Source organism: Thermus tenuipuniceus, from assembly GCF_002964845.1.
GTDB lineage: Bacteria > Deinococcota > Deinococci > Deinococcales > Thermaceae > Thermus > Thermus tenuipuniceus.
This window is the reverse complement of record NZ_KZ672965.1, coordinates 33,112-49,586: the sequence shown is the minus strand read 5'-3', so window position 1 is coordinate 49,586 and position 16,475 is coordinate 33,112. Positions and strand designations below refer to the sequence as shown.

At 65.9% G+C, this 16,475-nt stretch carries 17 protein-coding genes; 6 read left to right on the top strand and 11 right to left on the bottom strand.

Features of this window, described 5'->3' with window-relative positions; translation table 11 throughout:
- Positions 1-121: 121 nt before the first annotated feature.
- Genes C2847_RS03635 through C2847_RS03620 form a run of 4 tightly spaced genes read left to right on the top strand, consistent with a single transcriptional unit; the run spans position 122 to position 3,919 of the window.
- Entirely contained in the window at positions 122-1,234 is a 1,113-nt protein-coding gene (locus tag C2847_RS03635; protein ID WP_425275075.1) for an acyl-CoA dehydrogenase family protein, read from the top strand.
- Positions 1,219-2,373: a thiolase family protein gene (locus C2847_RS03630; protein ID WP_105317118.1), complete on the top strand. Its 1,155-nt coding sequence runs from the start codon at positions 1,219-1,221 to the stop codon at positions 2,371-2,373. The genes C2847_RS03635 and C2847_RS03630 overlap by 16 nt, the downstream gene beginning before the upstream one ends.
- A 9-nt stretch (positions 2,374-2,382) precedes the next feature.
- Positions 2,383-3,114 carry a 3-hydroxyacyl-CoA dehydrogenase gene (locus C2847_RS03625; protein ID WP_105317117.1) on the top strand — a complete coding sequence of 244 codons (732 nt, stop codon included), beginning with the start codon at positions 2,383-2,385 and terminating at the stop codon, positions 3,112-3,114.
- Positions 3,086-3,919, top strand: a complete 834-nt coding sequence (locus tag C2847_RS03620) for a CoA transferase (RefSeq protein WP_105317116.1) — start codon at positions 3,086-3,088, stop codon at positions 3,917-3,919. The genes C2847_RS03625 and C2847_RS03620 overlap by 29 nt, the downstream gene beginning before the upstream one ends.
- On the opposite strand, the gene C2847_RS03615 is transcribed toward C2847_RS03620, so the two are convergent.
- The 11 genes from C2847_RS03615 to C2847_RS03565 are packed head-to-tail and all read right to left on the bottom strand — an operon-like array spanning position 3,916 to position 13,473.
- Positions 3,916-4,671, bottom strand: coding sequence for a 3-hydroxybutyrate dehydrogenase (locus C2847_RS03615; protein WP_105317115.1), 756 nt, complete (start codon positions 4,669-4,671; stop codon positions 3,916-3,918). The two genes, C2847_RS03620 and C2847_RS03615, sit on opposite strands and share 4 nt — an antisense overlap.
- 18 nt (positions 4,672-4,689) lie before the next feature.
- The gene (locus tag C2847_RS03610) at positions 4,690-5,394 is read right to left on the bottom strand and encodes an ABC transporter ATP-binding protein (RefSeq protein WP_105317114.1); all 705 of its coding nucleotides are present in this window, start codon (positions 5,392-5,394) and stop codon (positions 4,690-4,692) included.
- Entirely contained in the window at positions 5,391-6,116 is a 726-nt protein-coding gene (locus C2847_RS03605; protein ID WP_105317113.1) for an ABC transporter ATP-binding protein, read from the bottom strand. Before C2847_RS03605 ends, C2847_RS03610 begins: the two co-directional genes overlap by 4 nt.
- The gene (locus tag C2847_RS03600) at positions 6,109-7,023 is read right to left on the bottom strand and encodes a branched-chain amino acid ABC transporter permease (protein WP_105317112.1); all 915 of its coding nucleotides are present in this window, start codon (positions 7,021-7,023) and stop codon (positions 6,109-6,111) included. Before C2847_RS03600 ends, C2847_RS03605 begins: the two co-directional genes overlap by 8 nt.
- On the bottom strand, positions 7,020-7,877 hold the full coding sequence (locus tag C2847_RS03595) for a branched-chain amino acid ABC transporter permease (RefSeq protein WP_105317111.1): 858 nt from the start codon (positions 7,875-7,877) through the stop codon (positions 7,020-7,022). The genes C2847_RS03600 and C2847_RS03595 overlap by 4 nt, the downstream gene beginning before the upstream one ends.
- Positions 7,878-7,898: 21 nt before the next feature.
- The gene (locus C2847_RS03590) at positions 7,899-9,074 is read right to left on the bottom strand and encodes an ABC transporter substrate-binding protein (protein WP_105317110.1); all 1,176 of its coding nucleotides are present in this window, start codon (positions 9,072-9,074) and stop codon (positions 7,899-7,901) included.
- Positions 9,075-9,089: 15 nt separating this feature from the next.
- On the bottom strand, positions 9,090-9,515 hold the full coding sequence (locus tag C2847_RS03585; protein WP_105317109.1) for a MaoC family dehydratase: 426 nt from the start codon (positions 9,513-9,515) through the stop codon (positions 9,090-9,092).
- Positions 9,493-10,242 carry an alpha/beta fold hydrolase gene (locus tag C2847_RS03580; RefSeq protein WP_105317108.1) on the bottom strand — a complete coding sequence of 250 codons (750 nt, stop codon included), beginning with the start codon at positions 10,240-10,242 and terminating at the stop codon, positions 9,493-9,495. Before C2847_RS03580 ends, C2847_RS03585 begins: the two co-directional genes overlap by 23 nt.
- On the bottom strand, positions 10,235-11,008 hold the full coding sequence (locus C2847_RS03575; RefSeq protein WP_105317107.1) for an alpha/beta fold hydrolase: 774 nt from the start codon (positions 11,006-11,008) through the stop codon (positions 10,235-10,237). Before C2847_RS03575 ends, C2847_RS03580 begins: the two co-directional genes overlap by 8 nt.
- Positions 10,995-12,473: a class I adenylate-forming enzyme family protein gene (locus tag C2847_RS03570; RefSeq protein ID WP_105317106.1), complete on the bottom strand. Its 1,479-nt coding sequence runs from the start codon at positions 12,471-12,473 to the stop codon at positions 10,995-10,997. The genes C2847_RS03575 and C2847_RS03570 overlap by 14 nt, the downstream gene beginning before the upstream one ends.
- Positions 12,466-13,473: a 3-oxoacyl-ACP synthase gene (locus tag C2847_RS03565; protein WP_105317105.1), complete on the bottom strand. Its 1,008-nt coding sequence runs from the start codon at positions 13,471-13,473 to the stop codon at positions 12,466-12,468. The genes C2847_RS03570 and C2847_RS03565 overlap by 8 nt, the downstream gene beginning before the upstream one ends.
- A 100-nt stretch (positions 13,474-13,573) precedes the next feature.
- On the opposite strand from C2847_RS03565, the gene C2847_RS12255 reads away from it, so the two are divergent.
- Both C2847_RS12255 and C2847_RS03560 read left to right on the top strand, forming a co-directional pair.
- Entirely contained in the window at positions 13,574-13,726 is a 153-nt protein-coding gene (locus C2847_RS12255) for a hypothetical protein (RefSeq protein WP_164835626.1), read from the top strand.
- Positions 13,727-13,869: 143 nt separating this feature from the next.
- Positions 13,870-16,440, top strand: a complete 2,571-nt coding sequence (locus tag C2847_RS03560) for a tetratricopeptide repeat protein (protein ID WP_105317104.1) — start codon at positions 13,870-13,872, stop codon at positions 16,438-16,440.
- Positions 16,441-16,475: the final 35 nt, after the last annotated feature.

The window sequence follows — 16,475 nt, the reverse complement described above, 5'->3', positions numbered from 1 at the left end:
GTTCTTGGCTAAGATACGGAGGGAGTCGGTTCCCCAAGGTGTCTCAAATGTGGTGGCCAATTACAGACCCTTGCCCCGGGGTTTTGGACCGGGTAAACTTTTGCCGGGGGTTCCCGTGGACCTGGAGAAATCCGTTCGGGAGCTGGCCCGGCGCTTTGCTCGGGAGCGCATCCTGCCCCAGGCCAGGCATCTGGACCAGGAGGCCCGGTTTCCCTGGCCCCTGTTTCGGGAGGCGGCGGGGCTTGGTTTTCCGGTACTGCTGGTCCCGGAGGAGCTGGGCGGGGCCGGGCTTGGGCCCAGGAGCCTGGTCCTGGTGGCGGAGGAACTGGCCTATGCCTGCACCGGGGTGGCGGCGGCCTTGCTCCTCAACAACCTGGTGGCGGACGCCCTTCTCCTCTCGGGAAGTGCCCACGCCCGAAGCTTTCTACCCCGGCTCAGGGAGGAGGTGGCCTCCTACGCCCTTACCGAGCCCCACGCGGGCTCGGATGTGGCCGCCATCCGCACCCGGGCGGAAAGGGTGCCGGGCGGATACCGCCTCCACGGGCGCAAAACCTGGATCAGCCATGCCCCGGAGGCTTCTTTTTTCGTGGTCTTTGCCAAGGTGGCGGAGGGCCGGGAGGGGATCGCCGCCTTTCTGGTGGAGCGGGGGATGGGGGTGGAGGTGGGGCCTCCTTTGTCCAAGCTGGGGCAGAAAGCCTCCCCGGCGGCGGAGGTGTACCTGGACGGCGTCCTGGTGCCCGAGGAGGGCTTGATCGCCCGGGAGGGGTTTGCCCTGGCCATGCGGGTGTTCAACCGCTCCCGGCCCATGGTGGCGGCCTTGGCGGTGGGGCTATTGCGGAGGGCCTTGGACGAGGCCCTGGCCTACGCTGCCATGCGGAAGGCTTTCGGCAGGCCTCTTCTGGAGCACCAGGGGGTGGGGTTTAAGCTGGCGGAGATGCACATGGACCTGGAGGCCGCCCGCCTTCTTACCTTGAAGGCTGCCGAGCTGGCGGAACGAGGCGAGGAGAACGCCTTGGAGGCAGCCACGGCCAAGGCCTTCGCCGCCGACGCCGCCGTGCGGGGGGTGTCGGAGGCCCTCCAGGTCTTTGGCGGAAACGGCTACAGCGAGGAGTATCCCTTGGCCAAGCTGTACCGCGACGCCAAGGTGCTCCAGATCTATGAGGGAACCTCCGAGATCCAAAGGTTCATCATCCTGAGGGAGCTGGTAAGGAGGCGGATATGGGAGAGCCCGTGATCCTCGAGGCGGTGCGCACCCCCATCGGTAAGAGAAATGGAGCCTTGCGGGAGTGGCGGCCCGATGCCCTTTACGCCCAGGTCTTGGACGCCCTCCTGGAGCGGACGGGTATCGACCCTGGGCTCATCGGGGATGTGGTCACGGGTTGCGTGACCCAAACCGGGGAGCAGGGGGCCAACATAGGACGGCTTGCCGTCCTCCTTTCCCGCCTACCCCAGGAGGTTCCTGCGGTAAGCCTAAACCGCATGTGCGGCTCCAGCCAGCAGGCTGTGCACTTCGCCGCCCAGGCCATCGCTGCCGGCGACCTGGACTTTGCCATTGCCGGTGGGGTGGAGAGCATGACCCGATCCCCCATGTTCTCCGATATCGGGGGAGGCTTCCACACCTTGAATCCGGCGCTTTTTCAGCGGTACGAGCTCGTCCACCAAGGGGAAAGCGCGGAGCGCATCGCAAGGAAGTATGGCCTCTGCCGGGAGGAGCTGGACGAGTGGGGCTATCTCTCCCACAGGCGGGCGGCCCGGGCCATTCAGGAGGGGCGCTTCCGGAGCCAGATCCTTCCCCTGGAGGGGGTGGATGGGGAGGGAAGGCCCTTCCTGCTGGACCGCGATGAAGGGGTGCGTTTCGACGTGGACTACGAGCGGATGCTGGCCTTGAAGCCCGTTTTCCGGGAGGACGGGGTGGTGACCGCCGGCAACTCCAGCCAGATCTCCGATGGGGCGGCGGCCCTGCTCCTGGGGGATAGGGAAAAGGCCTTGGCCCTGGGCCTTCGCCCCCGGGCCCGTTTCCTTGCCCGGGTGGTGGTGGCGGGGGATCCCACCCTGCAACTATTGGGGGTGATCCCCGCCACCAAAAAGGCCCTGGAGAAGGCGGGGCTTTCCCTTAAGGACCTGGACGTCATCGAGATCAACGAGGCCTTCGCCAGCGTGGTTCTGGCCTTCCTGCGGGAGTTTGGCCCTGACCCGGAAAGGGTGAACCCCAACGGCGGGGCCATCGCCCACGGGCACCCCTTGGGGGCCACGGGGGCCATCCTCATGACCAAGCTCCTTTACGAGCTGGAGCGCACCGGCGGGGAGTTTGGCCTGCAGGTGATGTGCATCGGCCACGGGCAGGCCACGGCCACCATCATCCAACGGATCTAGGGGTGGACCATGGAAAGAAGCGCTTTGGTGACGGGTGGGGCCTCGGGGCTCGGAAGGGCTACGGCCTTGGCCTTAAGGGATAGGGGCTACAGGGTGGTGGTCTTGGACCTCAGGCGGGGAGGGGATCCGGGTCTTGTTTACCTGGAGGGGGACGTGACCCGGGAGGAGGATGCCAGGCGGGCGGTGGAGCTTGCGGCCTCCCAGGCTCCCCTTTTTGCGCTGGTGAATGCCGCGGGCATCGGTTTGGCCCGCAAGGTTCTGGGGCGCGAAGGCCCCCACGACCTGGAGAGCTTCCGCAGGGTGGTGGAGGTGAACTTGGTGGGCACCTTTAACGTTTTGCGCCTTGCGGCTTGGGCCATGCGGGAGAACCCTCCCGATGCCGAGGGGCAGCGGGGGGTGGTGGTGAACACCGCCAGCGTGGCCGCCTTTGAGGGCCAGGTGGGCCAGGCGGCCTACGCGGCCAGCAAGGGGGGTGTGGTGGGCCTCACCCTTCCCGCCGCCCGGGAGCTGGCGGACTGGGGAATCCGGGTGGTGACCATTGCCCCGGGCCTCTTTGATACCCCCCTCCTTCAGGGGCTTCCGGAAAAGGCCAAGGCTTCGCTGGCCGAACAGGTGCCCTTTCCCAGGCGCCTGGGCCGGCCGGAGGAGTACGCCCTATTGGTCCTGCACATCCTGGAAAACCCCATGCTGAACGGGGAGGCGATCCGCCTGGATGGCGCCTTGCGGATGGCCCCCAGGTAGGGTGCTGGATCTCACCCGGCTTCTTCCCGGGCCCTTGGCGGGGAAGCTTCTTGGGGATTTGGGTTTTCCCGTGGTCAAGGTGGAGCCTCCGCAAGGGGACCCCCTCAGGGACTGGGCCCCGGAGGCCTACCGCTTCTTGAACGGGGAAAAGGAGGTCCTGACCCTGGACCTGAAGAGGGGGGAGGATCGGGAGAGGTTCCTGGCCCTGGTGAGGGAGGCCGCTGTCCTCCTCGAGGCCAACCGCCCCGGGGCCATGGAGCGCTTGGGCCTCGGGCCTGAGGTGCTCCTTGGGATCAATCCCCACCTGGTCTATGCCCGGCTTCGGGGCTACCCGGATGCCCCAGACCCCGGCCACGACCTCACCTACCTGGCGGAGGCCGGACTACTTGGACGTTTTCCCTGGAGATCCTTCCAGTTCGCCGACCTGGCCGGGGCCTATGCCCTGGCCCTGGTGGCCTTGAAGGGGCTGCTTCTTGGAGGTGGGGTGTACGAGGTGGCCCTCTCCGAGGCGGTGAAGGCCGTGGCCTATCCCCCGATTCCCTTTCTGGATGGCTCGGTGCTTTGCTATGGGGTTTACCCTGCCCGGCAGGGGCAGGTGGCCTTGGCGGCCTTGGAGCCCCATTTTTGGGCCCGGTTTTGTGAGGAGGCGGGCCTACCAGAGCTGCTTGCCGCGGCCTTCAGTCCGGCCAGGCCTGGCCTTGCGCCTTATGAGCGGCTACGGGCCTTCTTTCAAGGAAGGACCGCCCAAGAGTGGGAGGCCTGGGCCAAGGAGAAAGGGGTGCCCCTCCGGGCCGTGCGGGGCTAGCGGGCGGTCCAGCCCAGGTCAATGGGGAAGACCGCCCCGGTGATGGCCCCTGCCTTCTCCGAGGCCAGGAAAAGGGCGAGCTCTGCCACTTCCTCGGGCTCAATGAGCCGCTTCACCGCCGCCTGGGCCAGGAAGACCTTCTCCACCACCTCCGCTTCCGGGATCCCCAGGGTGCGGGCCTGGTCGGCGATCTGGTTCTCCACCAAGGGGGTGCGCACGTAGGCGGGGGCGATGGCGTTCACGGTGACGCCGAAGGGGCCCGCTTCCAGGGCCACCGTGCGGGTGAGGCCGATCAGGCCGTGCTTGGCGGAGATGTAGGCGCTCTTGTAGGGGCTTGCCACCAGGCCGTGGACGCTGGCGATGTTGAGGATCCGCCCCCAGCCCTTCTTTTTCATCCCCGGCAGCAGGGCCCGGATGAGCTGGAAGGGGGCCGTGAGCATCACCTGGAGCATTCGCTGCCAGGTTTCCAAGGGAAAGTCTTCCACGGGGTCGATATGCTGGAAGCCGGCGTTGTTCACCAGGATGTCCACGCCGTGCTGGACCGCTTGCCTTGCCAGTTCCTCCACGGCTTTGGGGTCTCCTAGGTCTGCCTGGAGGAACACCCCGCCCAGCTCCTCGGCGAGAGCAGAGGCATCCTTCACGTCGTGGACCAGGACCCTGGCCCCCTCCTGGGCGAAGGCGCGAGCGATGGCCAGGCCGATGCCGCTTCCTGCGCCGGTGATCAGTACGGTTTTGGAACCGCTGGGGCTCATGGGTACCTCTAAGGCATTCTACAGGCTCAGGTAGGCTTCCCGTATGCGGGAGTCCTCGAGGAGGGTGCTGGAAGGACCTTGCAACACGATGCGGCCATGCTCCATCACGTAGGCCCTGGCGGCCACCTCGAGGGAAAGCGCCACGTTCTGTTCCACCAGCAGGACCCCCACCCCCTCCTCCGTCACCTGTTTGATGGAGGCAAGCACTTCCTCGGCCAGGCGGGGAGCAAGTCCTAAAGAGGGCTCATCCACCAGGAGGATTCTGGGGAAGCCCATAAGGGCCCGGCCGATGGCCAACATCTGCTGCTCCCCACCGGACAGGGTGCCCGCAAGTTGCCTCCTCCTTTCCGCGAGCCGGGGGAATAGGGTGTAAACCCGCTCAAAACCCTCCCGCTCCCTTTCCGGGGCTAGAAAGGCTGCTCCTAGGCGGAGGTTTTCCTCCACGGTCATGAGCGGGAAAAGCTGCCTGCCCTCCGGCACATGGCCCAACCCAAGCCGGGCCCGACGGGCAGGGGAGAACCTCCGGAGGTCTTCTCCCTTCCAGAGGACCTTTCCCCGCCAGGGCGGGATGAGCCCGGAGATGGCCCGGAGCAAGGTGGTTTTGCCGGCTCCGTTGGCACCCAGGAGAGCCACCAGCTCCCCTTCCTTTACCTCTAGGTCCAGACCGAAGAGCACCTGGGCTTTGCCATACCCTGCTTCCAGGCCCTTCACCTCCAGCCTCATGTTTGCCTCCCCAGATAGGCCTCCCGCACCCGTGGGTTCCCCGCCACCTCTGAGTACGTTCCCTCGGCGATCACCTCGCCATAATCCAACACCACCACCCGGTCGGCCAAGGCCCGTACCACGGGCATGAGGTGTTCGATGAACAGGATGGTCACGCCAGCGTTGCGGATCCGCCGCACCAGGGCTACCGCCTCCTCGGCCTCCTTGGGGCGGAGCCCGGCCATCACCTCGTCCAAGAGGAGGACCTTGGGGCGCGTGGCCAGGGCCCGAGCCAGCTCTAGGCGTTTGTCCTCCAAAAGGGTGAGATCCCCGGCCAAAGCCTCTGCCCGCCCTTCCAACCCCGTGAGGCGCAGCACCTCCTCCACCCAGGCTTCCGCCTCTTTCCGCCGCACCCGGGGTTTGCCGAAAAGGGCTCCCACCATGAGGTTTTCCCGCACGGTGAGCTCGGGGAGGGGTTGCACGATCTGGAAGGCCCGTCCCAGGCCCAGGTGGGTGCGGGCCTCCGGGGGGAGGTGGGTGATCTCCTGTCCAAGAAAGAGGATTCGACCCGAGTCAGGCCTTAACAGGCCTGAGAGAAGGTTCAAGAGGGTGCTTTTGCCAGCCCCGTTGGGGCCGATGACCGCCAGGATCTCCCCTTCCTCCAGGTGAAGATGCACCTCCTTAAGGGCCTGGAGCCCCAGGAAGCGTTTGCTCGCGCCTACCACCTCCAGGACCCTACCCACGACGCCTCCCCAGAATGCCCACCAGGCCACGGGGCAGGAAGAGGATAACCAGGATGAGGATGGCCCCGTAGACCACCAGGTAACCCTCCTTGATCCAGAGCCTCAGGGCCTGCTCGAGGCTGACCAGCACCACGCCGCCCACCAGGGGTCCCAAAGTGGTGTAAAGGCCGCCGAAGATGGGGATGACCAAGGCTTCCACCGCCCTTCCCAGGCTGAAGGCATCGTAGGGGGAGAGGAAGAGGGTCTTCATTCCGTAAACACCACCTGCAAGCCCGGCAACCCAACTCCCCAGGAGCAAGGACCAAAGTTTCACCCGGATCACCCGCACGCCTAAAACCCGGGCCACGGCTTCCGATTGCCGGGTGGCAGCCTGCGCGAGCCTGAAAGGGCTCTTTTCTGCCCACAGGCTTAAGGCTGTGGCCAGGAGCAAGACGCTGAAGCTCAGGTAATAAGCAGCTAACGGCCAGGTTCCCCCGAAAGGAGGCGGCACAGGAAGGCCGATGGGGCCACCGGTAAAGGGCAACTTCAACGCGAGGGTGCGCAACACCTCGCTGAAGGCCAGGCTGGCGATGGCGAAGTACAGGCCGTGGAGGCGAAGGGTTACCGACCCCAGGATGAGGGCCCCGGCCCCTGCCACCGCGGCTCCCAGGAGCAAGGCGGGAAGAGTGCCCACCTGAGGGGCCAAGAGCCCTGCCCCGTACGCTCCCAAGCCGAAGAAAGCGCCGTGGGCCAAGGAAAGCTGGCCAGTCCGGGCCACCAGGTCCCAAGAAAGGGCTAAGGCGGTGAAAAGGAGAACAAAAAAACCCACGTCTAGGAGGAAGGCCCCCCAACCCCCCAAGGGGAGAGAGGGTAGCAGGGCGAAGGGGAGGAAGAGGAGGATCAGGGGGAGGTGATTGGCACCCCTCATGCCAACCTCCAAGCCCGGACCACCAGGGCCAGAAAAAGAACCAAGAAGAACACCGCTTCCACAAGCCCCCCGCCTCCCGGTAAATAGGTGCTCACCAAGGCTTCGGCCAAGGCTAGCACGAAGGCAGCAGGCACCACCCCCTTGAGGTTACCCAGACCGGCCAGGGCTACAATGGCAAAGGATTTGAGGGTGAAGATGAAACCCACGGTGGGGCTGGCGTACAGCATGACCGAGAGCATCACCCCAGCTACTCCCGCCAAAGCAGCCGCTAGGCCGAAGGCCAGCAGGTAGACCCTCTCGGCTTCGATGCCCAGGAGTCCGGGAGCCAGTCGGTTCTGGGATACCGCCCGCATGGCCAAGCCAAGCCGGCTTCGTGTAAGGAAGACCTGGAGCCCTAAAAGGATGGCAAGGGAAAGCAAGAAGGCTCCCAGGGGCACAGCCCCCAGAAAAAAGGGGCCCAAGGAGAGGGTGGTGGCCTGGTAAGGCGGAGCCACCACCCGGGTGTCTGCCCCAAACAGGAGGAGGGCAAGGTTTTGCAGGAGGATGGACAAGCCGAAGGTGAGGAGCATCTGGTTGAGCTCTGGGGCCTTCAGCGCAGGGCGTATCAGGCCCTGGTAGGTGAGGGCCCCCACCCCGAAGGCGGCGAGAAAGGCCAGGCCTAGGGAAAGCAGGGGGTCGGTTCCCCGGAAGGCGAAGAGGAGGTAGGAGAGAAAGGCGCCCACCATCAGGAACTCCCCGTGGGCGAAGTTGACGATGCCCACCACTCCCAGGGAGAGGGCCAGTCCGGTGGCCACCAGGGCGTACACCCCGCTCATGAGGAGGCCGTTGAGGATGGTTTGCAGTAGGAGCTCCATGGTCTTCCTGCGAACCCCTTCTTATCTGAAGTAGTACTCCCCAGGGTAACGCAAGGGCCGGGTGGCCACCGCTTTCGGGAAGACGGGCCGGCGGCTTCCTTGCAGGTACTGGAACTGGAACCAGATCTCGGGGCCGAAGCCTTGGTACTTGGTGTGGCCCGTGTCCGAGGGTTTGAAGGACAGGGGACCAAAGGGCGTGTTCATCTTGAGGCCAGCCAGGGCCTCGGCGATGCGGTTCTTATCCGCGCTTCCTGCCTGCTCTGCTGCCAGGGCCAGGCTTCTCACGATGGTGTAGCCCATGGGGGCCATGTACTCCTCCGTGACCTCCCCGTACTTTTTGCGGTAGGCGTCCACGAATCGCCGGGACTCGGCGTTGGCCACGGTGGGCAACCAGGCGGTCATGCCGGCGATGTCGTTAGAGAGCGGGTTCCTTTCAAAACCGATGGGCCAGGAGGGTGGCGCACCATAAATGAGCTTGGGCCTGAGCCCCACCTGCCTTGCCTGGGTGGCGATGGGCAAGGCATCCACGTCGTACCCAATCCAGTAAAGGATGTCGGGAGCGAAGGCCCGGAAACGGGTGAGGATGGCGGTGAACTGGCCGCTGCCTGTCTTGAAGGGTTCTGCCTGGACCTGGTAGCCCAGTTTTTCCAGTTGTTGTCTGTAAACCCCGATGCCCGCGGAGCCAAAAGGTCCATCCTCGTAAAGGATGGCCACCTTTTTCGCTCCGTGCTCCCGGTTCAGGTACTGGAAGAACTGCAAGGCGGCGGCCACGTTGTGATAGTCCCAGGGGTGGTAGTGGAAAAACAGGGGATAACCTTCAAAGGCTTGTTCCACCACCGAGCTGGCGGCCCCGATGACCAGGAAGAGGGGTCCGTGCTGCTTCACGGGGCCGGAAAGGGCGAAGGTAACCCCGCTGGCCAGGCCGCCGATCACGATGTCCACCTTGTCCACGGTCATGAGCTTGGTGAAGGCAGGGACCGCCTTGGCGGGATCGGTTCCGTCGTCCACCACCACCAGCTCCAGCCTGACCTTGCCGGCGGCGTTTACCTCGTCGGCGGCCAGCTGGATGCCGTTCAGCGCCGCCTTGCCCGAAACCGCAGAAGCCCCCGAGAGGGGGAGGATGACCCCTGCCTTTAGGGGGATCTGGGCCCAGGCCAGACCTGCTATAAGAACCAAGAATCCTACCACCTTCCGCATACTTGCCTCCCTTCCCTAGGGCCTTGCGCCCGTAGGTTCCTCATACAGCACCACAGCCTCGCCTTCGATGACCCTTTCTCCTCGCTGGTTTTCGCACACGGTGTCAAGGGTGAGGACGATGCCTCCCTTCTCCCTTTCCCGTACTCCCTTCACCGTGGCGGTGGCGGTGATGGTGTCCCCCAGGTAGGTGGGCTTGAGGAAGCGCAGGGTCTGGGAGAGGTAGATGGCCCCGGTGCCCGGCAGCTTGGTCCCGATGACCGTGGAGATGAGGCCGGCCACCAGGATTCCCTGGGCGATGCGCCCGCCGAAGCGGCTTCCTTGAGCATAAGTTTCGTCCACGTGTAGGGGATTGGTGTCCCCCACCGCCCCCACGAAAAGGGCCACGTGGGCCTCGGAAATGGTCTGGGTGTAGCTGGCTTTATCCCCCACCTTGAACCTCACCTTGCACCTCCTTAAGGAACGTTTCCAGGACGTCCTTGAGTACGCCTGGGTTTTCCAGGTTCGCCGAGTGGCCCACCCCCTCGAGGACCAAAAGCCTCCCCCTGGGGAAGAAGGCCGCCGTGGCCTCCGCCATGGCCCGGGTGACGAGGGGATCCAGGGTGCCATAGACCACCAGGACCGGCCCGGGATAGGCCCTCTCCAGCTGCCAGGCCGCCAGGGCCCGGGCGTTGCCCTGGAAGTGGGCAGGGTGCATCCTCTGCGCCCTTTCCACCAGCTCGGGAAACCAAGGGGGTCTACGGGTGGGGGCCATGGCCGCCAGGGCCTGGGCCAGGGCCTCAGGGTTGTGGCGGTAGCCTTCCAGGATGGGGTAGTAGGCTTCCGGGGTTTGGAGCCCCGAGGGCGGGGCGGAGTTGAGGAGGACGAGCCCCAAGGTCGTTGGGCCCGCCGCTTCCATCGCCACCGCACCCCCCAGGGAGTGGCCCACCAGGATGGCGTTTTCTAAGCCTTTCTCCTGAAGAAAGGTCCGAAGGGCCGAAGCATAGGCGGGGATGGAGGGGGTGAAGTCCTCTGGGGCGGGGCTATCCCCAAAGCCCAGCAGGTCGGGAGCCAGGAGCCGGGCCCCCTCAGGGGGGTCTTGCAGAAGCTCCCGCCACCACTCCTTGCAGGCGAAGTTTCCGTGGACCAGGACCACCGGGGTTCCGCTGCCGCTTTCCAAGTGGCTAAGCATACACCTCCTCCAAAAACTCCCTCACGGCCTGGGCGAAAGCCGCGGGGTCTTCCAAGGGTGCCGCGTGCCCCGTGGGCAGGGCCTTTAGCCTGGCCCCCAGGCCCTCGGCGAGGGCCTCGGCGTAGGGCCGGGGGAAGAGGAGGTCCTCCTCCCCATAGAGGACCAAGGCTGGGAGATGGAGGCGTGGGAGCTGAGGCCTGAGGTCCTCGAGGGCGAGAAACCCCAGAAGAAGCCTTTCCTGGGCCTTTTCCCCTGGCGCTTGGGCCACCAGGGGGGCCAGGCCTTCTTCCGTCAGCAGCTCGGGGTGCTGGTTTAGGAAGCGGGCCCCGAAGACCCAAGGCAGGGCTACCCTAAGGCGCAGGGGGGTACCCCCGGCCCTTAGGGCGTGCAGCCAGCTTTCCGCCTTGGCCCTTAAGGCGGGGTCTAGGTGGGGGGTGGTGCAGACCAAAACCAGGCCCCGGAGGCGATGGGGGGCTAGGAGGGCCGCCTTCAAGGCCACGATGCCCCCGTTGGAAAGACCCACCAAGGTGGCGTCTTCCCAGCCCAGTTCCTCGAGGAGCCCGAGGAGGTCCTGGGCATGGACCTCAGGGGTGTAGCGCCCCTTTGGGGCCTCGCTTTCCCCCTGGCTCCGCATGTCGTAGCGAAGAAGGGTGTAGCCCTTAAGCAGGGGCACCACGGGGTCCCAGCTTTCCAGGCGTTGGAAAATCCCGTTGAGAAGCACCACTTTCGGCCCATCTCCCTCCACGCGGAGCCTAAGCCTGGCCATGTTCCGCCTCCCACAACCTTTTCAGGGCCTCCTTCTGCACCTTCCCGGGCCCAGACTTGGGTAGCTCCGGCAAAAAGACGATGTGCTTGGGCACCTTGTATCCCGCAAGCCGCTCCCGGAGGAAGGCGCGAAGGGCTTCCGCCTCCAGAGGCTCCTTGAGGGTTACGAAGGCCACCCCTACCTCGCCCCACTTGGGGTCCGGCACGCCCACCACCGCTGCCTCCCGCACCGCCGGGTGGTCGTAGAGGGCCCGCTCCACCTCCACGGGGTAGACGTTTTCCCCCCCGGAGATGAACATTTCCTTCCGGCGCCCTACGATGTAAAAGCGCCCTTCCGCATCCTGGTAGGCCAGGTCCCCGGTCCTGAGCCATAGCCTTTCCCCGTCGTAGACGAAGGCCTTGGCGTTTTCCTCCGGGCGCTGGAAGTATCCCTTCATGACCACGCTCCCCGAAAGCCAAAGCTCCCCGGCCTCGCCCACGGGGGCCTCCTCGCCGTCCTCTTGCACCAGGCGAGCCTTCAGGTGGGGCATGGGCCGGCCCACGCTCTCCGGGTGGGCCTCGGCTTCCTCCAGCTCCAGGGTGAAGCAGTTGACCCCGCACTCCGTGAGGCCGTAGCCCTGCTTGAAACGCACCCCTTTTCTGCGGAAGGCTTCCCGCACCGGGCCGGGGCAGGGGGCTCCTCCGGAGATGGCGAAGCGGACAAAGGAAAGGTCGGCTTCCGCAAAACCCGGGGTTTCCAGAAGCATTTGGAACATGGTGGGCACCAAAAAGAGGATCGTGGGCCGGTATGTCGCCACCAGTTCCAGGTACTCCTCCGGGCGGAAGCGCTCTTGGATCACCACGCTCCCGCCCAAGTAGAGGAGGGGGGTGGCCAGGGCATTCAGGGCAGCGTGGAACATGGGGGTGGCCAGGATGTACCGGTCTTCCCGGGTAAGTCCCCAGGAAAAGGCGGTCTGGACAGCGTTGACCAGAAGCTGACGGTAGGGGATCAGGGCCCCTTTGGGCAGGCCGGTGGTGCCCCCGGTGAAGAGGAGGAGGGCGGGGTCCTCCAGTCCTACCCTGGTGGCCTCCTCTGCTTCCTTCCTCTCGAGGAGGGCCTCGAGGGGAAGCGCCCCAGGGTCTAAGGCTTGGGCCACCTCCTGGAAGCCTTCCCCATAGAAGAGCACCCGGGGCTCGGTGTAGGCGTAAAGGGCTTGAAGCTCAGGCAAGCTGAGGCGATGGTTAAAGGGGGTGAGGATGTGGCCGAGGAGGGGCCCGGCGAAGAGTAAGTCCAGGTATGCGGGGTGGTTCCAGGCCAAAAGGCCCACCCGGTCCCCCTTGCCCACCCCTAGGCCCCGGAGCGTTGCGGCGGTCCGTCGTGCCCTCCGGTAAAGATCCCCATAGGTGAACCAGACGCCCCGGAAGCAGACGGCCTTCCGGTCCGGATGGTAACCAGCAAGCCGCCCCAGCCAGTTGGGCTCAAGCATAAAGCCCTCCTTCCAGGCGGAGGACCGCCGCTCCGTAGAAGTACCCCACCCCCGCCGCCGCCAGGGCGGCCAGGCTGCCTTCCCGCAGAAGCCCCCTCTCCCAAGCCAGCTTCAAGGAGAGGATGGGGTCCAGCTGCCCCAGGTGGCCGAAGCGCTCCAGGTAGATGGACTGTTCCTCCCTGAGGCCTAGGCCTTCCAACACCGCCCGATGGGCGGAGCGCTTCATGTGGAGGAGGGCCAAGTAGTCCAGGTCGGCCTCGGTGTAGCCCGCTTCCCGCAGGGCCTCCCGTACCACCGCCAACAAGGTGGGGATGGAGGTGGCGTCCAAACGCGCCTTCATGGCCTCGGGGTTTTCCACGCGGAGCCGGAACGCCTGGAGGTTGGCCGGGTTCAACGGGTTTTGCGTTCCCCCCACCGGCACCTTCACCGCCAGGGCCAGGGTGGGGTCCATGCGGTGGGCCAGGCCTAATAGCCTAAGCCCTGGCCCTTCCCGGGTGAGGACCGCGGCGGCACCTCCTGCGGCCAGGTCGTAGAGGAAACGGGTGTGGGGGTCTTGGTAGTCCACCAGGTCCCCGTTGCGGTACCCCCCGGCCACCAGGACCACTTTCACTTCCTTCCGGGTGGCGAAAAGCCCCCGGGCCACCTCCAGGGCCCCTATGAAGGAGGCGCACTTCTGGTTGAGGTCTAGGCCCTTGGCCCTCGAGGCCCCCAGGCCCAGGGCCAGGTAAGGGGCTGTGGTCCAGACGGGGTAATCCTTATATTCCTCCACGATGGAGATCACCCAGTCCACCGCTTCCCCGCTGAGGCCCGCTTTTTCCAGGGCGGTCTGGGCGGCCCAGAGGGCCATCTCGGTAGGGTGGTCCTTGGGTCCTGGCACCGGTTTTTCCAAGATGCCCAGTTTTTCCCGCACCACCTCCACAGGTAGGTGGGCCCAGAGAGCGATTTCCTCGGCTCCCACACGCCCCTCCGGCAGATAAACCCCAAGGCTACGCAGGACCATCCACCCCCAGATTAGGGCTGGGGCGTTACCCAGGCGTTACAAAACGTGGTGGACCTGAAACCCATCTCCCCACATCCAGGACTACGCCCTGGGTGGGGTTATGAGCGACTGGGGCCTTGGCCATCCCTGGGCCTTCCTCCTTGGGAACGCCTGGGAGACCTGGGCGGGGGAGCGGGTGGAGGGGGCGGTCACGCCCCCTTACTGCACCGGGGGAAGGAGGCCCGGTCCTACCGGGGAATGGGGGCGAGGGTGAGCCCGATGGTGCTGGCCCACCACCTCATCTGTGGCCGTGTCTTCCTCAACATAGCGGGGGTGGAGCCTTGAGGTGGCCAACGAAGGGACTAAGCCACCGGGTTCAGGCTTGCCTCTAAAGCGGGTCCCGGGGAGAATAAGACCGTGCCCTACCCGGTGCCCGCCTCGAGGCTCCTGCCCCCTCGCACGGCCAAGGAGGTGCGGCGGGACCGTCCTCGGCGCCTGGTGGAGGAGGCCTTCCGCCAAAGCCCTGGGGTGGTCCTGGCGGCGGGGGCGGGGTACGGGAAGACCAGCCTGGCCTCGGAGTTTTCCGGGGTCTACGTGGCCCTGGCGGAGGAGGCCAAGGACCCTGTGGTTTTCCTGTGGCACCTTCTGGCTGCCTACCAAGGCCGGGCCGAGCTTCAGAGGGTGGCGGAGCTTTTGGAGGCAGGGGCTTGGCCCAGGGCCTTGGAGGTCTTTTTGGGTGCCCTGGAGCCCTTGGGTTTCCACCTCCTGGTGCTGGATGAGGTCCACCGGGCGGAAAGCCCCGGGGTGCTCAAGGTGGTGCAGGGCCTGGTCCGGCTTCCCGGCCTAAGGCTCTTGCTCCTCTCACGGAAGGCCACACCCTTTGCTTTCCTCACGGTGCTTTCCGAGCGGGAGCTGGCCTTTGATCCCGAGGAGGCTTGCCAGCTGGCCAAGGCCTTGGCCCCGGAACTTCTGGCCTTTGAGGTGGAGCGGGCCCTTTCCCTGGCCCTGGGCCTACGGGTGGTCCTGTTGGCCATGCGCCGGGGTCTGAAGCCGGAGCTGGCGCTGGAAAGCGCCGAGGGGCTCTTGGCCTACCTGGCCTATGGCCTTCCCGAGGAAGTTCTGCGGGAGGCCTCGAGGCTGGCCCTTTTGGGGGAGGTGCCGGAGGCGGAGGGGCAGGTCCTCCTGCCCTTTGCTGAGGACCTGCTCCTGGAAAGGCGGGAGGGGAAGCTCTGCTTCCATCCCCTGGTGCGCAGCGCCTTGAAAACCCTCCTTCCCGAGGCGGAAGCCCGGGGGCTCCTCACCAAGGCGGCGGAGGAGGCCCTGGCCCGTGGGGAAGGGGTTCGGGCGGCCGAGTTTCTCCTGGAGGCGGGAAGGCTTGGCCACGTGGCAGATCTTTTGGCGCAGGAAGGGTTTTCCTGGCTGGCTCGCGGCCTCACCTACACTGTCTTGCGCCTTCTGGCCCACCTGCCGGAAGCCCTGCGGCGAGGGCGGCATAAGCTCGGCCTCTTGGAGGCGGAGGCCTTGCGCCAGGCTGGGCGCTACCAGGAGGCGGAGGCTGCTTACCAGAAGGTCCTTAGGGCAGGGGAGACCCGGGCCTATCTGGGGTTGGCCCGCCTTTTCCTGGACACGGTGGAGCCTGCGCGGGGGCGTCCTTACGTGGAGGAGGCCTGTCGGCTCTTTCCGGAGGAGGCGCGGCTGCTCCTTGCCGAGAACCTCCTCAACGAGGGTCGGGTGGAGGAGGCTCAGGCCTTGGGGTTTTCGGGGCCGCGGCTCCTCCTCAGGCAAGGAAAGCCCGCGGAGGCCCTGGCTTGCCTGAGGGAAAGCGCGGACCCAGGGCTCCACCGGCCGCCGCAAAACCATCGTGAAGGCACCCTTCTTCGGGCGCTTCTGGAGTGCGTGGCCGGGGATGCGGAAGAAGGCCTTCGTTGGGCGGAACAGGGCCTTAGGGAAGCCGAGGTGCTGGGGAGCCCCTTTGGCATGAGCCTAGCCCAGGCCAGGAGGGGGCACGCCCTTCTGGCTTTGGAACGCCTGGATGGGGCCAAGGCCGCCTATCGGTCGGCCTTGGCCATGGCGGAAGGAGGTCCTGCGCGGCTCCGGGTGGAGGCCTTAGGGGGTATGGCAGCTTTGGGGGATGAGGATGCCTATAAGGAGATGGTGCGCCTGGCCCGGTTCTCGGGGGACCTCTGGGTGGAGGGCTTTCTCACCCTGATGGTGGCGGCCGCTTGGCTTCGCCGAGGGCAGGCTTTCCCTCTGCCGGCCCTTCCCCTTCTGGACTCCTTCCTCCGGGCTTTGGCCGAGGCCTATCCCTTCCGCGACGGCTGGGAGGATCTTTTGCGAATCTATCCCTTCTTAGCTGGGCGGACCCTCTTTGCCCCTCCCGTGCCCCGGGTACGCCGGGCCCTTTGGCGGCTTGGCCGCCTTCCCGTTCCCTACCATCCTGGGGTGCGGGTGGAGATACGAGTCCTTGGGGGATTTGAGGTGCGGGTGGAGGGGCGGCCTGTGCGGTTCCGCCGGGATAAGGCCCGGCTTCTTTTGGCCCTTCTGGTGGCCGCCCAATGGGAGAAGGAGGATCTCCTCGAGGCCCTGTCGGTTTCACCTGGGGAGTTCCGGGTGCTTTGGTGGGAGGTGGTAAGTGCCCTGGAACCGGGCCGGCCCAAAGGGGCTAAGCCCTACTTTCTACGCCAGAAGCCCTATGGCCTCTCTCGCGAGGCTCCAGAGCTCTACCTAGACCTCCAGGACCCCGAGGCCCCCTTGGCCCCACCCTTTTGGGGGCTGGAGCACCCTTTTTTGGAGGACTGGGCCCGGGCCTATCTGGAGGAACGGCGGCGGGCCCTTCTGCGGAGCCCCCGCCTCGAGGACTGGCTCCTGGCCCTGCGCCTAGATCCCTTGGACGAGGAGGCCCTGCGCCGCCTCCAGGGCACCCCGGCCCAGGAGGAGGGTCTTTTCCTGCACCGAAGGGCCTTGCGGGAGCTGGGTTGGGAAGGTTAAACCCCCAGGGGATGCGGCCCCTGGGGGTGGGTTCT